The organism is Labrys okinawensis (assembly GCF_047345005.1).
Lineage (GTDB): Bacteria > Pseudomonadota > Alphaproteobacteria > Rhizobiales > Labraceae > Labrys > Labrys okinawensis.
Genome location: NZ_CP178864.1, coordinates 5784606 through 5802481 on the forward strand (window position 1 = coordinate 5784606; position 17876 = coordinate 5802481).

The window sequence follows — 17876 nt, forward strand, 5'->3', positions numbered from 1 at the left end:
GCCATGGCAACGCTTTCCATCGACAGGATAACCAAGCGCTTCGGGAGCCATCCGGTCATACCGGAACTCTCGCTCACCATCCGGGACGGCGAGTTTTGCGTCCTCGTCGGCCCGTCCGGCTGCGGCAAGTCCACCCTTCTTCGGATCATCGCCGGCCTTGAACCCACAAGCTCCGGCCGGATCCTGATCGACGGCGTCGACATGAGCGACGCCGAGCCGCCGGAGAGGGGCGTCGCCATGGTGTTCCAGTCCTATGCGCTCTACCCGCATATGGATGTCAGCCGCAACATCGGCTTCGGTCTCCAGATCGCCCGCACGCCGCGAGCCGAGATCGTCGACCGCGTCGCGGCGGCTGCCGAGAAGTTGCGGCTATCCTCCTATATCCGGCGCAAGCCGCGGGAACTCTCCGGCGGCCAGCGCCAGCGGGTCGCCATCGGTCGGGCCATCACGCGCAAGCCGAAGCTCTTCCTGCTTGACGAACCCCTGTCCAATCTCGACGCCGCGCTGCGGGTCGGAATGCGCCTGGAGATCGCCCGCCTCAAGGCCGAGCTCGCCTCGACCATGATCTATGTCACGCATGACCAGGTCGAGGCGATGACGCTGGCCGACCGCATCGTGGTGATGAATGCCGGCCGGATCGAGCAGGTCGGAACTCCCTTGGATCTCTACGAGCAACCGGCCAATCTCTTCGTTGCTGGCTTCATCGGTTCGCCCGCAATGAACCTGCTGAAGGGAAGCGTGAAGGCCGTCGACGGGGCCGAGGCAAGAGTCGCGCTGGCCCTCGGGGCAAGCGTGTCCGTGGCGGTTACGGAGCCCCTGAAACCGGGAGACCCGGTCACGCTGGGCATCCGGCCGGAGCATCTTTCCTTTTCGCTCGACGGCGGCCCCTCGGACTATGTCGGTGCGGCCTACATGGTCGAGATGCTCGGCAGCGACACCTTCATCTACATGCGGCAAGGAGAGGAATCGCTGGTCATCCGCGACAGCGCAGGGCGTCGCGCCCATGCGGGCGACAAGATTGCCCTCTCCTTTCCGCCAAAGGCCTGCCACCTGTTCAACGCAGCCGGCCAGCGGATCTCGCACGCCGCCATCATGTCCAGCCCATAACCGCGCCCCGGCGCTCGCGAAACGAACGAATGAGAGAATTCGCCAAGGAGGAAAGCCATGACTGATTTCAACGGACGTACCATTCTCGTAACCGGAGGCAGCGGCGGCATCGGCGGCGCCACCGTGCGTCATCTTGTCAAGGCGAATGCCGACGTGATTGCGAGCGGCCGATCGATAGAGGCGCTCGCGGCGATCGCCAAGGAAACCGGCTGCCGCACGCTTGTCTTCGATCTGGCGTCAGAGCACGAGATACGCGACGCGCTGGAGGGCCTCGACCTCTGGGGCGTGGTCAATTGCGGCGGCTTCGGCGGAGAGATCGCGACGCCGATGGACACCGACATCGCAATATTCGACAAAGTTATCAGCATCAACGCGCGCGGCGCCCTGATCGTCACCAAATATGCAACCCAATCAATGGTGCGCCTGGGAAAGGGCGGCTCGATCGTCAATGTTTCGAGCCAGGCCTCCCTCGTCGCCCTGGATGGGCACATATCCTATGGTTCCTCGAAGGCTGCGCTCGACAATATTACCCGCGTCTCCGCCCTCGAACTCGGCAGATACAACATCCGCGTGAACAGCGTGAACCCCACGGTGGTGATGACGCCGATATCCTCCGGTCACTGGAGCCAGCCTCACGTCGCCGAGCCCTTCCTCAAGCAGATGCCGCTTGGCCGCTGGGCGACGGAGGACGAGATCGCCGGACCGATCGTATTCCTTCTGAGCGATGCCGCCTCCATGATCACCGGCGTCTCGCTGCCGATCGATGGCGGCTATACCTGCCGCTAGAATAAGGTAAAAGCGCCGTCCCCGCCGGGGCGGCGCAATCTTCGCCGGCATTCGCAGTACGAATGGCGACGTAGGAGATCGCAGCATGGGCGCTAACTTTGTGGGCAGGGCGGAATCATAGCCCGCCCCTGCGACATGAATGCCGAGGGAAAGTGTTTTCGTTCGCCCAATCCTGTCGGTGATATCACTCAAGTTCAGGCAGCATAGAAGACTTAACGCGGTGCTAATCGCTATCGGTTATTCATGCATGGCAAGGTTTGTTGCCTGATTTTCTCGCGAGCTATGGATGGTCGCCTTCTTCCTGCTGGTGCTGCACCTCATGGCGACTAGCCTTGTCGTCCTGCGTATCATGCTGCGCGACGACACCCTGCCAACCGTACGCGTTGCGTGGGTCCTCCTATTGCTGTTGCTGCCGATCACGGGATTGTTCGTCTACTTCTTCTTTGGCGAAGTCAGACTCTCAAGGCGTTTCGTCGAACGTCACCGTCGCGCCGAAGAGATGATCGGACGGCCCCGGCAGGTGAGCGGGACTGAAGAGCCAGGCACAGCCTTTGCCTACGCGGCCTCGATCAATGGCTTCCGTCCTGCTCCGGGCAATCACGCGGAACTGATGTCCGGCGGTGATGAGGCCAGGCGGCGCCTGATAATCGATATCGATGGCGCCCGTGATCACGTTCACATCCTCTATTACATCTGGCTCGACGACCAGACGGGCATCAGCACATCGCAGGCGATCATCCGCGCCGCGAAGCGAGGCGTGCACTGCCGGATCATGGCGGATGCGCTGGGTTCGAGCGCCTTTATCGGCTCGGAACACTGGCAGGCCATGCGCGATGCCGGCGTGGAAGCGGTGGCAGCCTTGCCTCTCCCCAGGCTCCGAACGCTGTTCACCGCCAACCGACTGGATCTACGCAACCATCGCAAGATCACTATTATCGACACCCGGATCTGCTATTGCGGCAGTCAGAACTGTGCCGATGCTGCCTTCCTTCCGAAGGCCAGGTTCGCGCCCTGGGTCGACATCCTGCTTCGCTTTGAGGGCCCGGTCGTCGGGCAGATGCAGGCCCTGTTCGCCCAGAACTGGTTGACCGAAAGCGATGGCTCGTTGGCTAACTCCGCTGCGCTCGAGGAAAGTTCCGCAGGAGGCTTCCAAGCGCAGGTGGTGGGCACAGGCCCCACGGTGGAGCATGGCACGACGGCCCAGCTCTTCAGCAAGCTGATCTCTCACGCGCGGCAGGAACTCATCATTTCCACGCCTTATTTCGTGCCGGACGAGACCGTCGCCAGCGCCCTATGCGGGGCTGCGGCAAGCGGCGTGTCCGTGACCCTGATCCTCCCGCTCCGCAACGATTCTCGTTTCGTCGGTCTGGCCAGCCGCAGCTATTACAAACGGCTGCTCGCGGCCGGTGCGAGGATCTATGAGTTCAAAGGGGGCCTGCTCCACGCCAAGACGCTGACCATTGACGGGGAAATCACGTTCCTTGGATCATCGAACATGGACGTACGCAGCTTCGACCTCAATTTCGAGAATGACATACTCCTACATGACTCATTCACGACGGAGCAGGTCCGGGAAAGGCAAATGGCCTATATCGCCACCTCGGTGGCAATAGAAGAAGCAAGCGTGCGACGCTGGTCAGCCCTGCGCCGGATCATGCAAAACGCCTGCGCTACGATGAGCCCGATCCTATGAGACGTAGCAAATGCTACCTGAAGACATTTAGAATTCGCGCACGCGCAGAAGCATCTCGACGCGAGGGGCAGTCCGGACCCTGATATAGCCTCCGAGCGAACGGTCGAGCTCGGCGTTCCCTGTATCGACAAACAATTCACGCCGCTCCAGGGACGAGAGCTTCGATTGAGTGGCCAGCACGCGGATATTCTCTCGACCGACATGTTGCAGCACGGCCGGACTGATGGGGTGATTGCCACGGCCAAACAAGCATCCCGTACCCCCGATGACGCCGACATGGATGATCGCGGGCCGTCCCTCCAGATGCCTGAGGATCGTGGCTTCACTGACATCGCTCGCCACCAGCTCGCCATCGAGGACAAGATCGACACCGAGAAGGGTTCCTGTGAGTCCTGCCTCCGACAGCAGGCGCTGCATGGTCGATCCGGGGCCGACGATGTGCAGGTGGCCTGGCTCCAGGGCCTTCGCAGCGGCACGGCACAAGGCACCAAGGGCGATTTCCTCATTCGTGGTAGCCGAGAACTTGGCGGCCTGCATCGCAGGATCTCGCGGTACCAGGGCATATCCGTAAAGGCGCGTAGCGGATCTCCCCTGTCGCACGCTCTCCTCATCGACATCGAGGATCTCGGCCTCGCACAGACCTCGCTCGACGCCCGTCAGGAAATGGCGGGTAAGCCGCCCCGCATGAGCCGGCGAAACCGCGAAAACACCCGAGTACATCTTCACGCCCGCGGGTATGCCAACCAGCGGCACCTGCCGGCCGACGGCGGAGGCAATGTCCCGTGCCGTGCCGTCCCCGCCCGCGAAAAGTATGAGATCGACGCCAGCCGCGATGAGCGCCTGGACGGTCGATATCGTGTCACCCGCACTCGTCTGCCGCGTCGTTGCCCTGTGTACTATCTGGGGTTCGACCCCGGCAGCCTGGCAGGCCCCCTCCCCCATGCTGCCAGCCGCGGTCAGGATCACGAGCTCCCGCTCCGCCAACGCCGTCAGGGCAGCGAGGGCGCGCTGCGAAGCGGCAGGCACGGCCCCGCGAGCCAGAGCCTCCATGACGGTCGCCGAACCATCCGACCCCTTCAGGCCGACCCGGCCGCCCAGCCCGGCAACCGGATTGACGAGGAAGCCGAGGCGCTTTGGGGATACCGTCATGTCCGCACAGGCGTTCGCTTGGAGCGACATGCAGCCTTCACCTCCCGAATACGGATCGCAAGCATGTCACCCTCTTACGAAGGCCTTCATCCACCGTCGCATGCCGAACCTCAAAGTTCGATATAACAACTTCTGTACGCATTGCGAACAAATGATTGACAGGCGCACCAAAGCGCCGGCACATTCGATGTCAGCGAAAGGCAACGCGCGAGGAGCCATGACCTTCACTCACCCCTTCATGGCCAATTCGGTAAGCACCATCAAACAGGAGATGCTCGACGCCATAGGCGCCAGGACCGTGGAGGAGCTGTTCGAGCAGATTCCCGCAGATCACCGCCTCGCAAGACCGATCGACCTGCCGCCTGCCCTGCGCTCGGAGGCCGAGCTGCGCCGCCATCTCCTGGGCCTGCTCAAGAAGAACCAGGACTGCGAGAGCAATCTGAGCTTCCTCGGAGGCGGCTGCTGGCAGCACCATGTTCCGGCCATCTGCGACGAGATCGCCGGACGCAGCGAATTCCTGACGCCCGTATGGGGCACCCCGTCGTCCGATCACGGCCGCAACCAGGCTTGGTTCGAGTTCACCAGCCAGTTGGGTGAACTGATCGAGATGGAGATCGTGAGCCTGCCCGTCTACAGCTGGGGCTGCGCTGCTGGCCATGCCATTCGCATGGCCTCCCGCCTCAACGGCCGCCGTGAGGTGCTGGTGCCCCGCATCATCGATCCCGAACGGCTTTCCGTGATCCGCAATTACTGCGAGCCGGAGGCGATGCCGAGCCACATCAAGGTGGTCGAGATCGGCTACGATGCGGCGACTGGCCTGCTGGATCTGACGGATCTCACGGCCAGGCTCTCCTCGGGGACCGCTGCTGTCTATATCGAGGTGCCCAACTATCTGGGGGTGATCGAGAGCCAGGGTGCGGCGATCGCGGACCTCGCCCACAAGGTCGGCGCCGAGTTCATCGTTGGGATCGACCCCATCTCGCTCGGCCTGCTCGCCCCGCCAGCGACCTATGGCGCCGACATCGTGGTCGGCACCACCCAGCCCCTCGGCGTGCACATGAATTGCGGCGGCGGCACCGGCGGCTTCATCGCCAGCCGCGACGAGGAGCGCTATGCGCGCGAATATCCCGCACTCCTCGTCTCCATCGCGGAGACCACCGTGCCAGGCGAGCATGCCTTCGGCCTGTCCCTTCTGCACCAATCCTCCTACGGCATGCGGGAGAACGGCAAGGACTGGACCGGCAATTCGGTTTATCTGTGGGCCATCGCCAATGCCGTCTACATGTCACTGATGGGGCCGCAGGGGTTTCGCGAGCTCGGCGAGTTGATCATCCAGCAGGCCCAATACGCCGCCAGGGCGATCGCAGCCGTGCCGGGCGCGGAGGTGATCTTTCCAAGCGGCTTCTTCAAGGAATTCGTGGTGCGCTTCTCCGGCCGGTCGGTCGGCGAGGTCAACGCCGCGCTGCGCGCCAGGGGCATCTTCGGCGGGCACGACCTCTCCCCCATCCTGCCCGAACTCGGCCAGGCCGCTCTTTATGCGGTCACCGAAATCCACACGAAGGGCGATATCGACCGCCTCGCCGAGGCGCTTGCGGAGATCCTGCACCGATGACCGTCCTCCCGAAGATCCCGCGCTACCACGCCGCCGTCTGGGACGAGCCGGTGGTCATGGAGATGGGCCGCCCCGGCCGCCGAGGCATTACCTTTCCCGCCGCCGAGGACGCAGTCGCCGGACTCGTCGGCCCAGCGGAGAGCCTCGTTCCGGCCGGCATGCGCCGCAAGGCTGCGCCGGCCTTGCCCGAGATGTCGGAGCCCGACGTGCTCAGGCACTATCTGCATCTGTCGCAGGAAACGCTGGGCATGATGGGCATCAGCCTGTTCGGCACCTGCACCATGAAATACAATGCCCGCCTCAACGAGGCCCTGGCCTCGCGCCCCGAGCTTGCGGAGGTCCATCCGCTACAGGACGAGACGACTTTGCAGGGCGTCCTGGAGATCATCCACCGGTTCGACCTCATCCTGCGCGAGCTTTCGGGCATGGACCAGTTCGTGTTCCAGGCCGCAGGCGGAGCGGATGCGGCCTATGTGCATGCCTGCGTCACCCGCGCCTGGCTTGCCTCGCGCGGTGAACTGGGAGAGCGCGACGAGATCGTCACCTCGCTGCAGGCCCATCCCTGCAATCCGGCAACGGCGGCAACGGCGGGCTTCAAGGTGATCACGCTTCCCCTGGAGGAGAACGGCTACCCCTCCCTGGAGGCGCTCAAGGCCGCGCTTTCCCCGCGTACCGCCGCTTTGATGATCAACAATCCCGACGACATGGGCATCTACAATCCCGACATCAAGGAATGGGTGCGCCTTGTGCATGAGGCCGGCGGCCTGTGCTTCTACGACCACGCGAACTTCAACGGCGTGATGGGCCGCATCCGGGCGCGGGAGCTCGGCTTCGATGCCTGCATGTACATGCTGCACAAGACCTTCGGCGCGCCCAAGGGTGGTGGCGGGCCGGCGGTCGGCGCCTATGGCTGCAGTGCCGAGCTGGCGCCTTTCCTGCCGAGGCCGATCGTCGGCTTCGATGGCACCGCCTATCATCTCGACCATGACCGCAAGGAGAGCATCGGCAAGGTACGCGAGTTCTTCGGCAACATTCCGGTGGTGCTTAAAGCCTATGCCTGGGCCCGTTCGCTCGGCGCCGAGGGCATCCGCGAGGCAGCCGATCTCTCCGTGCTCGGCAACAACTACATGGAGCACGAACTCCTCAAGCTGCCGGGCGTCTCACGCTCGCATCCCCAAATCGATGCGTGGCGCATGGAGATGACGCGCTTCAGCCTCGGCAAGCTGTTCGAGGACACCGGCGTCAGCGCCATGGATGTGCAGAACCGCATGGTGGACTACGGCGTCGACGCCTTCTGGCTCTCGCATGAACCCTGGATCGTGCCGCAGCCCTTCACGCCCGAAGCTGGCGAGATGTGGTCGAAGGAAGACCTCGACACCTGGATTGCCGTTCTGGGCAATGTGATCGAGGAAGCCTATGCCGATCCCGAACTGGTGCGCAGCGCGCCACACAACCAGGCCGTCCATCAGATCAAGGCCGGACCGCTGGAAGATCCGGACTACTGGGCGATGACCTGGCGGGCCCATCTGCGCAAGCGGACGAGGAGCAAAGCCAAGGCGGCTTGATCACCCGATGGACCGGGCGGAGGCGCCTACTCTCAAGGCGAGCGTCAGATCCAGCTCTCCAGCCTTGTATTCATCACGAGTTCTGCAACCGAGGCCGTGTTCGGCAGACGCAGGAGGAAGGCGACCGTCTCGGCGACCGTCTCGGGCGCGAGGCGGTTGGCCGTGGGCGTTACGCCTGGAATGGAAGCCACGAGCTCCGTATCCACCGCGCCGGGGCAAAGCGCAGTCACGCGCACGCCCTTCTCCCATCCCGCGAATTTGGCGGCATGGGTGAGTGCCATGACAGCATGCTTGGTCATGGCGTAGGCGACCGACACGGTATCGCGATAGCGTTTGCCGTCCGTCGAGGCGATGTTGATGATGCGGCCATGGCCGCCCGTCTCCAGATGCGGCAAGGCGAGCCGGATCAGGCGATAGGGCGCCTTCACGTTCACCGCCCACATCTCGTCGAGCACGGCCTCGTCGCCGGATCTCAGGTCGAGCGGGCGCAGGATGCCGGCATTGTTGATGAGCGCGTCGAGGCGCCCGAAGCGTGCCAGGGTCGCGTCGAGCCATGCCTGCGCGGATTGTGGCTGCGTCGCATCGAAGCGGTGGATGAGCACGCGGTCGGTAGGAAAACCTGCGAGGCCCGCCGCCGTCGGCGTGCGCACGCCCAGGGACAGCAGATACCCTTCGGCCGAGAGCCGCCGGGCAATGGCGAGCCCGATGCCGCGTGAGGCGCCGGACAGCATCACCACCCGCCCTGCAGGATCGAGCATTTCGGCCCCGGCCATCATAAGATCCCCTGATAGACGCCGCCGTCATTCACGATGTTCTGGCCTGTCATGTAGCCGTTCTGCGCGCTGCACAGGAAAGCGATCAGGTCTCCGCACTCGCTGGGATCGGCAAAGCGGCCGGCCGGCGTGCTCTTGAGGCGATCCGCCACGATGGCCTCATAGGTGGTGTTGCCGCGCGCGGCGTGGCCGTGGAGGTTCGTCTGCAACGCATCGGTGTCGAAGAAGCCGGGCAGCACGCTGTTGATGACCACGTTATGCGCCACCAATTCGCGCACCATCGAGGCGATGGCGCCGGCCAGCGCCAGGCGCGCCGCGTGGGAATGGCCGAAATTCACCTGCGGGAACTTGATGAAGCTCACCGAAATATTGACGACGCGGCCGAACTTGCGATCGCACATGCCGGGGACCAGCGCCCGGATGAGTTCGAGCGCCGAGAAGAAATGCGCCTCCATCCAGCCATCCCATTGCTCGCGGCTGAGCGTGCGGAAATTGTCGGGCGTCTGGCGCACGCCGGGATTGGTGATGAGGATGTCGGGCGCTGGACAGGCCTTCAGCACGGCCTCGCGGCCCGCGGGCGTCGTGACATCTGCTGCGACGAGGGAGACCTCCACGCCCTTGGCAGCCGCGATCTCGCGCGCCGTCGCCTCGAGCGTTTCGGCTGTGCGAGCCGCCAGAGTGAGGCTCACGCCCTCTCCCGCCAGCGCCATGGCCGCCGCCTTGCCAAGCCCCTTGCTGCCGCCGCAAACCAGGGCATGGCGCCCTTTGATACCGAGGTCCATGTGTCGAACCGCTCCATGCATGTGAAAGGCGACAGCACCGGCCCTGGTCCGAAGCCGGGTCCGGTGCTGTCGACGAACTCTAGACCTTCGGCGTGAAGGAGGAGGCCAGCAGCCGCGGCGGCACGCGGAAGCGGCCGGCGACGTCCTTGAGCTGCTCGCGCTCGGTGATGATCTCGGCATGCGTCCCCGAGACCAGGACAGTCGCCGGCAGGAGCTGCGCATTGTAGCGGGCCGCCGAAGATTCCGTGTAACCGCCGGCATCGAGGAAGGCGACGAAGTCCCCCCGCTTCAGCGGTGGCATCTTGCGATGTGAGCCAACCTCGTCGGAATTACAGAGAGGCCCGACCAGATCGACCACCTCGCTTCCTTCCGCGCCGGCATTCTTCACCGGGACGGCGTGATAATACCAGTCGAGCACGGCAGCCCAGGACAGGTGGTTCGTCGAAAGATCGAGGTTCACCCATTTCTTGCTGGCGCCGACCTTCACCGCGCCCACCCGGCCGACAGCGACACCAGCGGGCCCGGACAGCGCACGGCCCGGCTCGAGGCGCAGCTTGGGCAAAGGCAGGCCCAGGCGGGCCGCCTCCTCCTTGATCGCGGCCGAGCACAGGCGGGCATAATCCTCGGCGGTGGGCGCCTTCGCGTCGTCGAGCTGGCTGTTGGGGCCGGTGCCGTACCATTTGCCGAAGGTCCAGCCGCCACCGATATCGATGCAGGGCGGCGTCCAGCCGGCATTGTCGCGCAGATAGCCCGACCAGGTCAGCATTTCCCGTGCCATCACGGCGAAATCGTTGGGATCGTTCGACATGCGGCTGAGATGGAAATGGGTCTCCTTCAGCTTGATGCGGGGCATGCCGAGGGCGCGCTTCACGATCTCCACCGTCTGCTCGCGCGTCATGCCCCATTTGGTGGAATCGCTCTGCTGCTTGAGCGTGCCCGGGCCATGCATGGATACCCCGGTGCGCTCGCGAAGCGGCTCGAGGTCGAGCTTGAGGCGGATGCCGACATCGACGTCCCTGTCCAGCCGCTCGGCAATCTCGACGATGCGGTCCAGCTCGTCCATGGCATCGATATTGATGCAGAGCCCGTTGGCGATCGCCATTTCGAGCTCCTCGTCCTGCTTGTTGGAGCCGTTGAGCACCAGCGTCCGGGCATTGGTGCCGGCGAGCAGCGCCATGTACATCTCCTGCGCGCCGAAGCAGTCGCCGCCGGCTCCCTCCTGGTTCATGATGTGGCGGATGGCGAGTCCATTGTTCGACTTGTTGGCGAACAGGATCTCGACCTCCGGATAATGCCGGCGGAAGGCATCGCGGAAAGCGCGATAGGTGTAGCGCAGCTGGTTTTCCGAAATGATGTAGAGCGGCGTGCCGAACTTCTCGGCCAGGACCTGCACGTCGCAGCCATCGACGAAGAGATCGCCGTTCGGCCCGATGCCGATGAACTCGCCGAACTTGACGCTGTAGTCGACCGGCGTGAGCTGCGGCGCCGAACCCGGGATCTTCTCTTGAATGGTCATGACCGTCTCCTAAAGATGAGGGTGCCGATTTGGGCCTGCGTCAGAGCAGGCCGAGTTCTTTCAGGCCGCGTTCGAGCCCTGCCAGCGGTTCGCCCACGAGCGCCCGCAGGGGCGCGCGCGGCTTGCCGCCGCCGGGCAGGCCCAGCATGTCCATTGCGGCCTTGGTGGCGGGATAGAGCGTGCGGCCGCCCGACGTGCACAGATCGGTGAGCTTGCGGCCAAGGGCTTGGACCTGCTCGGCCTTGGCCCTGTCGCCGTTCTTGGGCGCGAAATAGAGATCCATGCCGCCTGGTGACCACATGTTCGGGAAGCAATCGATGGTGCCGTCGGCGCCAAGATCCACGGCGGGAACCCCGAAGACCGAGGACGGCCCGCAGAAGACCCGCAGGCGGTCGCGCACGGCGAGCGCCGTGCCATAGTAATTATTCCAGTCGCCGGAGCTTTCCTTGACGGCCACCACGCGATCGAGACCGGCAAGGCGCGACACCAGTGCCGGCGTGAGGGCATTCACCGCATTGCCGGGAATGTTGTAGAGCACCACCGGCAGGCCGATCGCTGCTGTCACATCGCGATAATGGGCGTAGATCTCGTCATCAGTGAGCTTGACGAAGTAGGGCGGCAGGATCAGCGCCCCGTCGCAGCCGACCTTTTCGGCATGCCGGGACAGAGCCACGGCCTCGTCCACCGTCACCGCGCCCGTGCCGACGATCAGCGTGCCCATGCCGGCGACCGCCTCCTTCGAGACTTCATAGAGGCGCTTGCGTTCGTCATGGCTGAGCGCCCAGAATTCACCCGTGCAGCCGCCCGCCACCACGCCGGTTGCGCCGTCCCCGAGAAGGCGCTCGATATTGGCCGCGAATTCGGCCTCGTCGATACGTCCATCATCGTGAAATGGCGTGGTGATGGCCGGCATCGGGCCGGTCCAGTTGACGCTTGTCCTATCCATTAAGAAATTCCCTGATGAAATGGCGGTCGGCTCAGGCCGACCAGATCTTTTCGCGCACCAGCTCGTCCATCACCGTGTCGACCGCCTTGCGGGCGCGCGAGACCATGAGGCCGACTTCCTCCTCCGAAATCACGAAGGGCGGCGAGAAGGAGATGGTGTCCGCGTGCGGCAGGGCGCGCGTGATGAGACCCTCCGCCAGCGCGGCCTTGACGATGCGGCCGGCGATCTTGAGAGCGGGATCGAAGCGCGTCGCCGGTTCCTTCCTGGCCACGAATTCCACGGCACCGACGAGGCCGCGCCCGCGGATCTCGCCCACGAGGGGATGGCCAGCGAAGGCCTCCTGCAATTTCTCGTGCAGGAGGACGCCGCGGCTCGCCGCCTGCGCCACCAGGCCGTCATCCTCGATGATCTTGAGGTTGGCGAGAGCCGCCGCGGCCGCCAGCGGATGGGCGGAATAAGTGTAGCCGTGGCCGAAGGCGCCGAGCCTGGACTGGCCGTCGACGATGGTGCGCCAGACCTTCTCCGACACCATGCAGCCCGAGAGCGGCACATAGGCCGAGGTGATGCCCTTGGCGACGGTGATGAGATCGGGCTGCATCGCCATGGCTGTGGAGCCGAACATGGTGCCGAGGCGGCCAAAACCGGAAATCACCTCGTCCGCGATGAGGAGCACGTCATATTTGTCCAGCACGGCACGGATGGCGGCGTAATAGCCTTCGGGCGGCACGATCACGCCGCCTGCCCCCATAACCGGCTCCATGATCACCGCCCCCACCGTCTCCGGCCCCTCGGCAACGATGAGGTGGTCCAGGTCCTTGGCAAGCTTGGCGGTGAAGGCGGCGTCCGACATGTCGGGCGTGGCTTCCCACAGGCGATAGGGCGCGGTGGTGTGGCGCACGAAAGGCAGCGGCAGGTCGAAGCCGGAATGAAGGGCGGGCATGCCCGTGAGGCTGCCGGACACCACGGTCACGCCGTGATAGCCACGGTTGCGGGCGATGATCTTCTTCTTCTCGGGCTTGCCCCGCGCATTGTTGTAGTACCAGACGAGCTTGACCTGGGTGTCGTTGGCGTCCGAACCGGACTGGCCGAAGAACACCTTCGACATCGGCACCGGCGCCATTTCGATGATCTTCTCCGCCAGCAGGATCGGCGTGTCGGTGGCCCAGGACGAGAAGGCGTGGAAGTAGGGCAGCGTCACCGCCTGGTGGTGGATGGCATCGGCAATTTCATGGCGGCCATAGCCGACATTGACGCACCACAGGCCCGCCATGCCGTCGATATAGCGGCGCCCATGATTGTCCTCGAGCCAGACGCCTTCGCCCTTGACGATTATCATCGGGCCGTTGCGCTCATGATCTGCCAGGGCGGTGAAGGGATGAAAGAGATAGCGCTTGTCGAGCGTTTCCAGGTCGGGTGTGTTGCGCAAGAGCTCATGCATAACGGTATCTCCAGATGAAATCAGACGGTGACGCCCAGGCGGGCAGGCTCGGATGCCAGGTCACGGTCGGCATTGAGGCGGCGTCCGCTCGCGCGCTCGAAGATGTGCAGGCGCTCGCGCCTGAGATCGAAGGGCACGGTGTCGCCGGGCCGCAGCGGGCAATCGCCCGGCACGCGCACGGTGAAGACGACATCGCCGGCATTCGCCAGCACAATGGATTCATGGCCGGTGGGTTCGACCACCCGTATGCTGGCCCGGCCCTCGCCGGCACCCAGCACGACGTCCTCGGGGCGCACGCCCACCGTGACGAGCTGGACACCCGCCGGAGTCTGGCTGAGATGATTGGGCGACAGCTCCACTTGCAAGGTCCCGAGCTTCAGCATCGGCCTCCCCTGCCCGGCGGCGATCTCGCCATCGGCCAGCGTCATGGCAGGCGTGCCGATGAAGCCGGCGACGAAAGCGTTGGCCGGACGGTGATAGATCTCTGCCGGAGTGCCGAATTGCTGCAGTTCGCCGCCCTGCATCACCGCGACGCGCGTCGACATCGTCATGGCTTCGAGCTGGTCGTGGGTGACATAGACCATGGTCTTGCCGAGGCGCCGATGCAGCTCGATCAGCTCAGCCCGCATATGGGCGCGCAATTGGGCATCGAGATTGGAAAGCGGCTCATCCAGAAGGAAGACCTTGGGTTCGCGCACCAGCGCACGTCCGAGCGCCACGCGCTGCTGCTGGCCGCCCGAGAGCTGCCGGGGCTTGCGTTCGAGCAACGGCCCGAGTTGCAGGAGATCGGCCACCGCCTTCACCTTCGCCGGGCGTTCCGCCTTGGGCACTCCGCGCTTGCGCAGGGGGTAGGCGATGTTCTGCGCCACTGTCATGTGGGGATAAAGAGCGTAGGACTGGAACACCATGGCGATGTCCCGCTCGCCGGGCGCCAGATTGTTCACCGGGCGATCGCCGATGAGGATACGCCCGCTGGTCGGCTGTTCGAGGCCGGCAAGCATGCGCAGCGTCGTGGTCTTGCCGCAGCCAGAGGGGCCGAGAAGGGACACGAATTCGCCACTGCCGATGGCAAGGTCGAGCCCTGGCAGGGCCACCATCGTGCCGAATTCCTTGCGCACCTTGTCGAACGTCACAGTAACCACGCCAGAAGATCCTCCGCTGCACTCAGCCTTTCACGCCGCCGGCCCCGAAGCCGCGGGTGAGATAGCTCTGCAGGAATGCAAAGATGATGATGAGGGGGATGCTCATCATGACGGAGGCCGCCATCAGCAGCGACCATTCGATGTTGAAGGAGGTGATGAGCATGTTCATCACCCCGGTCGTCAGCGGGCGCACGTCGTCCGCATTCACCATCACCAGGGCGTAGAGATATTCGTTCCAGGCCAGGATGAAGGTGAACAGCGCGGTGGAGATGATGCCCGGCAGTACCTGGGGCAGGATTACGTCGAAGAACGCCCCCATGCGGCTGGCCCCGTCCACCAGCGCGGCCGATTCCAGGTCTTCCGGCACGCCTGCCATGAAGGAGCGCAGCAGCCAGAGCGCATAGGGCAGCGCAAAGGTCGTGTAGGCAATCACCAGGCTGGTCAGCGTGTTGGCGAGGCCGAGCTTCACCATCATGAGATAAAGCGGGATCAGCAGGACCACCGATGGCAGGAGATAGGTGAAGAGGATCAGCCCGGCCAGCAACTCGCGGCCGCGATAGGAAAAGCGCACCAGGCTGTAGGCTCCGAGCGTGCCGATCGCCACAACCACGATGGTGGTGGAGGTCGCCAGCAGCATCGAATTGGCGAAGTAGCGTAGGAACGGCGTCTCCCACAGCAGCTTGGCGTAGTGCTCGAAGGTGATCGAACGGGGGATCAGCGTCGGGGGGATCTTGAAGAGCTCGGTCTGCGGGCGCAGCGAGGTGACCACCATCCAGATCAGCGGAAAGGAGATCACGATCACCAGGATCCAGGTCACCAGGTTGACCAGGATGGTGTTGGCGCGGCTGGAGGCCCTCATGCTGCCTGCCTCCGCACCCGGTAGAGATAGAAGAGCATGAAGACGAGCATCACCAGCATCATCAGCACGGCATAGGTGGCCGCCACGCCCATCTGGTTGAGACCGAAGGCCTGCTGGTAGACGATCAGCGGCAGCGTCCGCGTGTTGTTGAGGGGGCCGCCGCCGGTCAGCAGGTAGATCAGGTCGAATTCCTTGAAGTCCCAGATCGTGCGCAGGAGGATGACGATGGCCAGCACCTCGCGCAGCTGCGGCAGGGTGACGTCGAAGAAGCGCCCGAACACGCCGGCCCCATCGATGGTGGCAGCCTCATAGAGTTGCTCGGGAATGGTCTGCAGCCGCGCGAGCACCGCGATCACCACAAAGGGGAAAAATTTCCAGGCGCCGACCACGATGACGCTTTCCATGGCGTTCGGCATGCGGCCGAGCCAGTCCACCGGCATATGGATGATGCCGATGCTGATCAGGATGTGGCTGAGGATCCCGTAGAGGTCATTGAACAGCCAGCGCCAGACGAGCACCGCCACCACGGTGGAGACGAAATAGGGAAACAGCACCAGGCTGCGCGCCAGCGAGCGGAACAGGATGTTCTGGTTGAGCAGCAGCGCCATGGCCACCCCCAGCAGCACCTGCAGGACCAGCGTGCCGCAGGTCCAGATCAGGGTGACGAGTAGGGACGACCAGAAGGTCCGCGAGCCGATGACAGCGGCATAATTATCGAGGCCCACCCAGCTTCCCTGCAGCGTGGGCGTGTAGATGGAGAACAGCGACAGATAGAGCGCCGAGACCAGCGGATAGATGATGACGGCGCAGAGCGTAAGCACGGCCGGCGCGATCAGCGCCACGCCCAGCAGGGCATAGCGTCTTTCGAGCGGCATTCGCTGCCTTTGCTGGCTGGCTACCATCGTCATGCAGTCTGGTCCGGTCCGGAAAGGACGGGAGCGGCGCGCGCCGCCCCCGCGCGGGGTCAGGCCTTCATCAGGCCGTCGAGCTTCTTGGCGATGTCGCCCACGGTCGCCTTGGGCTCCTCGCCGTTGAGCACGACGCGCTGCACCAGTTCGGCGATGACGTTGGAGGCGATGATCTCGTTGGCCTTGAGATTGGGCTTATGCTTGGCCGTCTCAAAGCCGAGATTGTTGCCGCCCGCCGCCGCGTTGGCCATCAAGGTCACTTCGGCCGTGTATTTCTTGATGATGGGATCGGCGAGATAGGCGGGATCCGCCGCGATGGTCTTCAGCACCGGGAGGATATGACCGGGAGCCGCCAGGAGCTGCGGAATATAACCTGCCGGTTCGAACAGGAAGGCGGCGAAGGCCTTGGTCTCCGCCACATTGGCCGGACCCTTGGGGATGAAGACCGAGGGGAAGTCGTTGAAGGTCCAGCTCGGCACGCTCGCCGAAATGGTGGGATAGGTCGTGCAGGTGACGGAATCGGCGATGCTGGGATTCTGCTTGTTGACATTGGCAAGCACGCGCCCGGCATAGATGCCGGTGGCGGTGGCACCGGAAACGAAGGCGGTCAGGCTCTCGCCCCAGGAGTAGTTGGTGGCGCCCGGCGGGCAGAAGTCCCGCATCGACTTGTAGAAGTCGAGCGCGTCGTAGGTCGGCTGGCTGTCGATGGCGACGGCGAGATCGGGCGAGAAGATCTGGCCGCCTGCCCGATGGATGAAGCCGATAAAGATCAGCGACGTCATCGAGTTGAGGCCGTAGGGCAGCGGGGCGCCATAGATGCCATCGCCCTGCATCTTCTGGCAGGCGGTGCGCAATTCGTCCCAGGTGGCCGGAGCCTTGTCGATGCCGGCCTTCTGCATCAGGTCCTTGCGCAGCCAGAGCATGTCGGCGGCGGTGTTGCCGATAGGCGTACCGCAGTAGTGACCGTCGGCGGTCTTGTAGACATCGTTGGCGCCAGGGAAATACTTGTCCTCCCCGATCGCCTTGATGACATCGTCCATCGGTTCCAGCAGGCCCTGCCCGTAGTAGTTCTGGGCCGCGAAGGACGGCAGATGGGTGACGATGTTGGGCAACTGCTTGGAAGCGAAGGCAGCGGCGAACTGTGCCGGATAGCCTTCGTCCGAAGTCGGCTCGAAGGCGATCTTGATGCCGGGATGGGCGGCTTCGAAGGTCGCGATCTGCGCCTGGTACATTTTGAGCTGGTCGGGCGAGGCCTGCGGCGACCACCAGCGCAGCGTGACGGGCTCGGCAGCGCGGGCGCTGAGCATATGGGGCAGATTGAGCCCCATCGCGAGGCCGGCAACGCCCAGCCCCTGCAAGACTCCCCGTCGCGATACGCCAGAACCGGATGGTAGGCCGAACCGAATTTCATGCGGTTTCATGCTTGTCCCCTCTTGCATCTGCGCCGCAATTGTATTCGCTATGCGCACGCATGTCCGCTATTGTGACACTCGCTTTTCAAATTTGGCAAGGGGGAAACACGTCGTTGCCTGGAATTTGACCCCATGCGGGCGACATCAGGCCCTTCCGGCGAGGCCACCCAATGCCTTTCCGGCTGCAC

15 protein-coding genes are annotated in these 17876 nt (G+C 64.1%); 5 read left to right on the plus strand and 10 right to left on the minus strand.

Annotated elements, in window-relative coordinates; all coding sequences use genetic code 11:
• Positions 1-3 precede the first annotated feature (3 nt).
• The 3 genes from ACMDCR_RS27040 (at position 4) to cls (ending at position 3586) form a co-directional block, all read left to right on the plus strand.
• Positions 4-1107, plus strand: a complete 1104-nt coding sequence (locus ACMDCR_RS27040; protein WP_413989577.1) for an ABC transporter ATP-binding protein — start codon at positions 4-6, stop codon at positions 1105-1107.
• 57 nt (positions 1108-1164) lie between these two features.
• Positions 1165-1893: an SDR family oxidoreductase gene (locus tag ACMDCR_RS27045; RefSeq protein WP_413989578.1), complete on the plus strand. Its 729-nt coding sequence runs from the start codon at positions 1165-1167 to the stop codon at positions 1891-1893.
• A 286-nt stretch (positions 1894-2179) separates the two neighbouring features.
• Positions 2180-3586: a cardiolipin synthase gene (gene cls, locus ACMDCR_RS27050; RefSeq protein WP_413989579.1), complete on the plus strand. Its 1407-nt coding sequence runs from the start codon at positions 2180-2182 to the stop codon at positions 3584-3586.
• Between the two features lie 27 nt (positions 3587-3613).
• Here the strand turns inward: cls and ACMDCR_RS27055 are convergent, their stop codons facing one another.
• Complete coding sequence (locus tag ACMDCR_RS27055; RefSeq protein ID WP_413989580.1) at positions 3614-4765, minus strand: ATP-NAD kinase family protein; 1152 nt, start codon at positions 4763-4765, stop codon at positions 3614-3616.
• Positions 4766-4952: 187 nt separating this feature from the next.
• On the opposite strand from ACMDCR_RS27055, the gene gcvPA reads away from it, so the two are divergent.
• A complete protein-coding gene (gene gcvPA, locus ACMDCR_RS27060) occupies positions 4953-6347 on the plus strand; it encodes an aminomethyl-transferring glycine dehydrogenase subunit GcvPA (RefSeq protein ID WP_413989581.1) in 1395 nt (464 codons plus the stop codon).
• Positions 6344-7912, plus strand: a complete 1569-nt coding sequence (gene gcvPB / locus ACMDCR_RS27065) for an aminomethyl-transferring glycine dehydrogenase subunit GcvPB (RefSeq protein WP_413989582.1) — start codon at positions 6344-6346, stop codon at positions 7910-7912. The genes gcvPA and gcvPB overlap by 4 nt, the downstream gene beginning before the upstream one ends.
• A gap of 44 nt (positions 7913-7956) precedes the next feature.
• Here the strand turns inward: gcvPB and ACMDCR_RS27070 are convergent, their stop codons facing one another.
• The 9 genes from ACMDCR_RS27070 to ACMDCR_RS27110 all read right to left on the minus strand — a co-directional run bounded on the left by ACMDCR_RS27070 (position 7957) and on the right by ACMDCR_RS27110 (position 17697).
• Entirely contained in the window at positions 7957-8688 is a 732-nt protein-coding gene (locus tag ACMDCR_RS27070; RefSeq protein ID WP_413989583.1) for an SDR family NAD(P)-dependent oxidoreductase, read from the minus strand.
• Entirely contained in the window at positions 8685-9467 is a 783-nt protein-coding gene (locus ACMDCR_RS27075; protein WP_413989584.1) for an SDR family oxidoreductase, read from the minus strand. The genes ACMDCR_RS27070 and ACMDCR_RS27075 overlap by 4 nt, the downstream gene beginning before the upstream one ends.
• Positions 9468-9546: 79 nt before the next feature.
• Positions 9547-10983 carry a diaminopimelate decarboxylase family protein gene (locus tag ACMDCR_RS27080; protein WP_413989585.1) on the minus strand — a complete coding sequence of 479 codons (1437 nt, stop codon included), beginning with the start codon at positions 10981-10983 and terminating at the stop codon, positions 9547-9549.
• 40 nt (positions 10984-11023) lie between these two features.
• Positions 11024-11929, minus strand: a complete 906-nt coding sequence (locus tag ACMDCR_RS27085) for a dihydrodipicolinate synthase family protein (protein WP_413989586.1) — start codon at positions 11927-11929, stop codon at positions 11024-11026.
• Between the two features lie 31 nt (positions 11930-11960).
• Positions 11961-13367, minus strand: a complete 1407-nt coding sequence (locus ACMDCR_RS27090; RefSeq protein WP_413989587.1) for an aminotransferase — start codon at positions 13365-13367, stop codon at positions 11961-11963.
• 20 nt (positions 13368-13387) lie between these two features.
• The gene (locus ACMDCR_RS27095) at positions 13388-14509 is read right to left on the minus strand and encodes an ABC transporter ATP-binding protein (RefSeq protein WP_413989588.1); all 1122 of its coding nucleotides are present in this window, start codon (positions 14507-14509) and stop codon (positions 13388-13390) included.
• Positions 14510-14531: 22 nt separating this feature from the next.
• A complete protein-coding gene (locus ACMDCR_RS27100; protein ID WP_413989589.1) occupies positions 14532-15368 on the minus strand; it encodes a carbohydrate ABC transporter permease in 837 nt (278 codons plus the stop codon).
• Positions 15365-16276: a carbohydrate ABC transporter permease gene (locus ACMDCR_RS27105; protein ID WP_413989590.1), complete on the minus strand. Its 912-nt coding sequence runs from the start codon at positions 16274-16276 to the stop codon at positions 15365-15367. The genes ACMDCR_RS27100 and ACMDCR_RS27105 overlap by 4 nt, the downstream gene beginning before the upstream one ends.
• Before the next feature lie 56 nt (positions 16277-16332).
• The gene (locus tag ACMDCR_RS27110) at positions 16333-17697 is read right to left on the minus strand and encodes an ABC transporter substrate-binding protein (RefSeq protein WP_413989591.1); all 1365 of its coding nucleotides are present in this window, start codon (positions 17695-17697) and stop codon (positions 16333-16335) included.
• Between the last annotated feature and the right edge of the window lie 179 nt (positions 17698-17876).